The sequence below is a fragment of the Vibrio sagamiensis NBRC 104589 genome, assembly GCF_007990935.1.
GTDB classification, from domain to species: Bacteria; Pseudomonadota; Gammaproteobacteria; order Enterobacterales; family Vibrionaceae; genus Vibrio; species Vibrio sagamiensis.
Window position 1 is genome coordinate 1 of sequence record NZ_BJXJ01000081.1, and the last position, 5,334, is coordinate 5,334.

The window sequence follows — 5,334 nt, forward strand, 5'->3', positions numbered from 1 at the left end:
CAGACCTTGAAGCCACCGGTGGCTTCGATAAGCTTGTTGATGCGAGCGTGGTCAGATCCAATGCCATTGTTGAGATATTTCACTTGTCTATGTTCTACATCTTGCCGTAAGCTTGAGACGAGCAATGGCGTGACCATAAGACGAATGTTTCTCAGTATTCAATGCGTTGGGATGAAAGAAGGCTTTGTAGCGACTTAAGCAGCGTTTGAGAAATTGATAAGCCGTTTCTTTATTACGTTTATGAGAGAAGAAGAAATCCAGCGTTTCCAAACGCTTATTGATGACTCGATAGCGGTAATGCCATTCGCCTTTCACCCTGACGTAAGTTTCGTCAAGCTGCTAGGAAGGAGCGATGCGAGAGAATTGATAACGGCGCAACTTCTTATGTAGGATAGGCCCATAGTGAATAAACCAACGATAAATCGTGGAGAGATTCACAAATACACCACGTTCGGCCAGCATATCACTGAGGTTTGCATAGCTCATTGCGATAGTGCCATACCACCGCACACAACATAAGATAAGTTCAGGGGTAAATAATAGTTAAAGTCTGGCGGGTTGTGAGGCTTTTGCAACAAGCCCAGATAAAGTAAGGCACGCTCAAATCAAAATTGATGATTTAATGAACGTGTCAACAAAGCCGTTGACCACTACATCCATCTGTTCACCCTCGTCATAACCAAGAGACGGGAACCTCACCCCATCTCAATTGAACATTCCTCACACTTTAAATGTCCAATGAGTAATATTTAGACAATTTTTTATCTTATAGTCTTTAATTAATTACAAATTAGGATGTCTAATTTTAACAACTATATAAAAGGATAAAAGATGAAATTTACAATTCCACTACTATTATCAGTAGCAGTACTGTCACCTAACATGAGCGTTGCAGCAGAAAATAAAATCCAAGTCACTTCTGATAAAGAGCAAGTTGTCAGTCACTATCAACAGACTCACATTTCGGATTATTTGCCTATCGAAAAAGGTAATTATTACGAAATAACTACTTCGGGTGGTCGAACTTTTACTGTATATGTAGACAATATAAAAGGGTCATGGATAAGTACTGGCGGACGATATTTTAATATCGATAATATTACTTCTGTTATTAAAATTTGAAATCCCTTACCTTCAAGTTGCCACCAAAGCGCCCTTTGATCCAATCTCGAGCGTTCTTTGCCCATACGTTAAGATTTTTATTACTCTTGAAGGGTTTTGTCGCAAATCTAGTTAAAGGCGTGACATTCCCATCCGACAGGTACAATTATCCTGCGATTGCATAAAATTGTTCGTAGGGGGAAAGTGGCAACCTTTAAACATTAAAAATCAGTATTATGAGTGGAAGTTAAGCAAATCTTAACTAAAAGGCTCGAAGTTTGCGACAGAACCTATTTTAGCATGCCCGAAAACTTGGGCATGCTGATCCGTCTCAGCTGATTTCTTTTTGGACAAAACCTTGTCTGCGATATTTTCTATTCGACATTCATTTTTAGTAGTCTCTTCTTAAGTTCCTTCTGAAGTATGTTTATGTCGTAAGGTTTCATTGCTTTCCATTTCTTGCATTCTGCTCGAGTTCTACCGCAACCCAAGCACCACCCTTTAGTGCTTGAAAAATTACATAGGTCGATACAAGGACTCTTCTGCTTCTTCATATGGTTTATTTCTATCGATTTTAAGGATATTCAATTTCAAAGTGTCAGCAGTATTCTTTCGATACTGGATTCCAAAGTTTTTAGTCGGTTAAATTCTTCAAATATTCGCTGTTCTAAGCTCTTAAAATTCAGTGGTAAAGTCCTTTGACAGACACCATAGCTCGTATCGAGCATTTTATATCCCTTCCAGCTTGAGATACGATTTTCTTCTAGTTCTATTAGTTGACGAATAAACTCAGCTTGATTTGGACAGTCTTCCTCTACATGCATACAAACGGGGAATTTCTTTAGCTTAATTTGGGGAGTTTCTATGAAGGTTTCAAAATGGATCCCGCCCTGATTGTGGTTAAACCAGTTTTCCTTATAGAGCTGAAGGTAATTGCCTCGGTTGTAAATCTCCCATCCATCGTCAAACCACTTCGCTTGTTCAAGCATTTTTTCGAGATTGCGGAACACACCTTTTACATCTTTCATAATTCAGAACTCATTAATATCGTGACAGATTCAATAAAGAATTAGCCCCTAAACACATACCATCTAGAGGTTAAAATACAGAGCTCGCTTCATTTCCGCGTAATTACCATTTGTTTTCAAGGTAACCATCACTGTTTTGTTGTTACCTTTATAAAACTGTAAGCAAAGTAATTATTAACACAGAGTTTAGCTCATCAATGACGTATATCCGTGCATGCTCATGTATAAGCCAACAGCACTGATCAAGACGCCCGATAAGTAAGGAGCTCGACGTGCAACATCGTTTAAACCGCTCCACTTAGATGCCGCTTTTTGTACCCCCACTGCTGCCACGACACCAACAGTAACCAGAGTCAAGGCTAAGCCAATACTGAATGACACAACCAAAGTCGCACCAAGTGTCATTGCTTTAAGCTGTAAACAGATAAGCAAAACCGTTACTGCAGCAGGACATGGAATCAAACCGCCCGTCAATCCAAACAGCAGAATTTGCCCATTAGTCACATCTCGATTCTCAAAGCGTTTTTGAATGTCTAAAGCATGGGCGCGTTCGTGCGCATCTTGATATTCCTTATTTTCGCTTCCTAAATGAGAATCTGGACGAAAATGTACATCAAAGTCATGGGTATGATCGTGGTGTCCGATACTCAAAGTGACATAAAGATCATTAGAGGCTTTAATACATGACGTCGATTCTAAGTATCCATCACGCTCAATAAAGTGATAGATATCAGCAGATTGATAATCATCACTCGCTACTGAAACCTTGATAGATTCAGCTGTTAAAGGCTTATTTTTGAGTGATCGCAACTGGAAACGGTGATGCTCACCTTCCTCTGTGATCGCAAGTGAAACATGTCCATGTCCTGTATCCACAACTTGCGTTGTCCAGTCACAAGCATGATTCTGAGCTTTATTCCAAGCTCGCTCATCGCTCCATGTTCGCCAAAACATCCATACGCCGGTTGTCACGATAATGACCCCAGAGATGAGTTGCATCCATGGTTCCGCTGCTTCAACTGTCAGCTTCTGACTGATATACATCCCGCCAACAGCAATTAACCACACAATAGCCGTGTGAGAAAGTGTGGCAGCCAACCCTAGCATCACGGCTTGTTTGACCGTTCCTTTAACCGCGACAATGAAAGCTGCCATCATCGTTTTCGAGTGTCCAGGCTCAAGGCCATGCAAAGCACCAAGTAAAATGGCACTGGGAATAAAGAACCATCCATTGCCCTCTTGTAGTAATGCGACAAAATTCATTGTTATTTTCTGTTGCTATTTCAAATTTGACTCAAACTATACTCCCCCACAGTATTAAATACTACCCCCCAGTATAAATTAGGTGCTACATTATCGTTTATAATCTCCCAGCCCAAAACATAAAGAAGATAAGCCATGTCACATACAACAAGAGAGCAAAAGAAGCTCAACACCCGAGTCAGTAAAATACAAGGTCAGGTGAATGGACTGAAAAAAATGCTGGAAGAAGAACATGAGTGCCAAGATGTGTTGCAGCAGATCGCTGCTATTAGAGGCGCTGTAAATGGCTTGATGCGAGAAGTGATCAAAGGCCACTTACTTGAGCATGTTGTACTTGAGGAAGACAAAGAGCAACGTGAAGCTGATATGGAAATCGTGCTGAAAGTTCTGGATTCTTACATTAAATAATGAGGTAGTTACAATCAGTTTCTAAACTCTGGTTGGAGCTGAAAATGTATTAGTTTTTTATTCAAAATTCAGCTCTCATGGCTCAGAATGGGGCAAAAGACATCTAGAGCTTTAGTTGCAATCATTGTTGGCAAATAATCCTCAATAATAAATCGAGGGGTTGGGTGTTCGTTTTCAGAACTCGGTAACATTCATTCCAAAGGTCTTTAAGTTAAGGAATGTACAGATTTGATATCGGAGAAATGATAAAATCAAATGTATGCTCTGCAAAGACCACAAGGTCTCTCATATCCCCTTGTATAGTAGTAATGTTCAATTCGTCTCGTTTAGCTCTATCACTTAAACCATTGAGGTCTGAACTCTTTTAAAAGGTTTTCTTCGATATTTTGTCTATATACACTGGCTGGGACAAACTTTCCTTGATAGCGGTCTTGAAGTGTTTTAGGTAGAAAATCAAAAAGTGGATCCTGCTTTTTTTCAATTTTTTCTTTAACTTTCTCTACAGATGTCCCATTAGCATCTACAAATATGGTTGACCCACCAACTGGTGTACTGCAAAACTTTCCACCGATATTAGCTGCAATCACAATGCCCAAATCCGGCGCCCACTCGCCTTTTTTGATGACGCCATTATCGCTGCATATCTCAAGACGAATATTCCACCCATTATAAGTAAAATCAAAAGCCCCTTTTCCAGCTGACAGCCACTCTCTTTCTAAGTTAAATTTTTTCTTTTCGTAGTCTAAATCTAGTTTTTGATAAATTTGATTATCCTGTAAATCAGCAATTAACTCGCCATTTTTTATTACAAAACTGATATTTTTAGCATTTTTTTCATCAATGATCACAAAGCTGCCAGGGATAATCAATGTATCAGGATATTGCCTACTTATGGATGTAAGTTTTTCACGTATATTGGTGAAACTCTCTGTTGAAAATGCATTTAGATTATTATTACTGGCATTCCAGTAATACTCTGGAGCAACAAATATATCAGCGCTATTTTTTTCTAGCCCTTCCACAAATAAATCTAGACGCTTATTTATATCCAGTGTTAATGTTTGTAATTTTGGATGAAAACTACAAACATTAAGTTTCACATCACTGTTTGGCTTTTTAGGAGTAAAAGAGCTTAACAGCACTTCTGACAACGCACGCTCGGCCAGTTGGTTAAGCTCATCGTTGTTGGATTTAATAATTTGAGTATCAAGTTGACCAAATGCATTCAACACATCGCTGGGCGTTTTCAGACCAGCACCTTTAAAAAGCACCTGGTCATGTTTAACTGAAGAACGAGTTTGCGAACATTGAGCTTGGCCTAATTCATTATCAAATACCGATTTGGTAATCGCCTTCGCTACGGAGTCTAAGTTGCTCTCTCTATATAGCTTGCCAACACCATCAAAAAATCGACCGATCGTGTTATTAGTTGGCTCTGAGCAAATAAACTGTTGAGTATCTGCATCAATTCTATATTCATTACCACCGACATTGAGTTTTCCTTCACGTAGTATCTCACTTCGTGCTTTCGGCA

5 protein-coding genes and 2 pseudogenes are annotated in these 5,334 nt (G+C 39.4%); 2 read left to right on the top strand and 5 right to left on the bottom strand.

Going from position 1 to position 5,334, the window contains the following annotated elements; genetic code table 11:
- Positions 1 to 522: pseudogene (locus tag VSA01S_RS19145) on the bottom strand (IS6 family transposase); the annotation flags it as partial.
- A 309-nt stretch (positions 523 to 831) separates the two neighbouring features.
- On the opposite strand from VSA01S_RS19145, the gene VSA01S_RS19150 reads away from it, so the two are divergent.
- Positions 832 to 1,122, top strand: a complete 291-nt coding sequence (locus VSA01S_RS19150) for a hypothetical protein (RefSeq protein WP_039983685.1) — start codon at positions 832 to 834, stop codon at positions 1,120 to 1,122.
- 353 nt (positions 1,123 to 1,475) lie between these two features.
- Here the strand turns inward: VSA01S_RS19150 and VSA01S_RS19155 are convergent, their stop codons facing one another.
- The 3 genes from VSA01S_RS19155 to VSA01S_RS19165 all read right to left on the bottom strand — a co-directional run bounded on the left by VSA01S_RS19155 (position 1,476) and on the right by VSA01S_RS19165 (position 3,392).
- The gene (locus VSA01S_RS19155; RefSeq protein WP_039983683.1) at positions 1,476 to 1,655 is read right to left on the bottom strand and encodes a DUF1289 domain-containing protein; all 180 of its coding nucleotides are present in this window, start codon (positions 1,653 to 1,655) and stop codon (positions 1,476 to 1,478) included.
- Positions 1,656 to 1,691: 36 nt separating this feature from the next.
- The gene (locus tag VSA01S_RS19160; RefSeq protein WP_039983682.1) at positions 1,692 to 2,129 is read right to left on the bottom strand and encodes a hypothetical protein; all 438 of its coding nucleotides are present in this window, start codon (positions 2,127 to 2,129) and stop codon (positions 1,692 to 1,694) included.
- Positions 2,130 to 2,315: 186 nt separating this feature from the next.
- A complete protein-coding gene (locus tag VSA01S_RS19165; RefSeq protein ID WP_039983681.1) occupies positions 2,316 to 3,392 on the bottom strand; it encodes a nickel/cobalt efflux protein RcnA in 1,077 nt (358 codons plus the stop codon).
- Between the two features lie 135 nt (positions 3,393 to 3,527).
- Between VSA01S_RS19165 and rcnR the strand changes: the two genes are divergently transcribed.
- A complete protein-coding gene (rcnR, locus tag VSA01S_RS19170) occupies positions 3,528 to 3,800 on the top strand; it encodes a Ni(II)/Co(II)-binding transcriptional repressor RcnR (RefSeq protein ID WP_039983679.1) in 273 nt (90 codons plus the stop codon).
- Between the two features lie 335 nt (positions 3,801 to 4,135).
- On the opposite strand, the pseudogene VSA01S_RS20500 reads toward rcnR, so the two are convergent.
- Positions 4,136 to 5,334 (bottom strand): annotated as a pseudogene (locus tag VSA01S_RS20500) (hypothetical protein); the annotation flags it as partial.

Bases quoted from the DNA above. Each gene is read 5' to 3' on its own strand.
- VSA01S_RS19150 (WP_039983685.1), top strand. From the start codon at position 832: ATGAAATTTACAATTCCACTACTATTATCAGTAGCAGTACTGTCACCT.
- VSA01S_RS19160 (WP_039983682.1), bottom strand. From the start codon at position 2,129: ATGAAAGATGTAAAAGGTGTGTTCCGCAATCTCGAAAAAATGCTTGAA.
- rcnR (WP_039983679.1), top strand. From the start codon at position 3,528: ATGTCACATACAACAAGAGAGCAAAAGAAGCTCAACACCCGAGTCAGT.
- VSA01S_RS19155 (WP_039983683.1), bottom strand. From the start codon at position 1,655: ATGAAGAAGCAGAAGAGTCCTTGTATCGACCTATGTAATTTTTCAAGC.
- VSA01S_RS19165 (WP_039983681.1), bottom strand. From the start codon at position 3,392: ATGAATTTTGTCGCATTACTACAAGAGGGCAATGGATGGTTCTTTATT.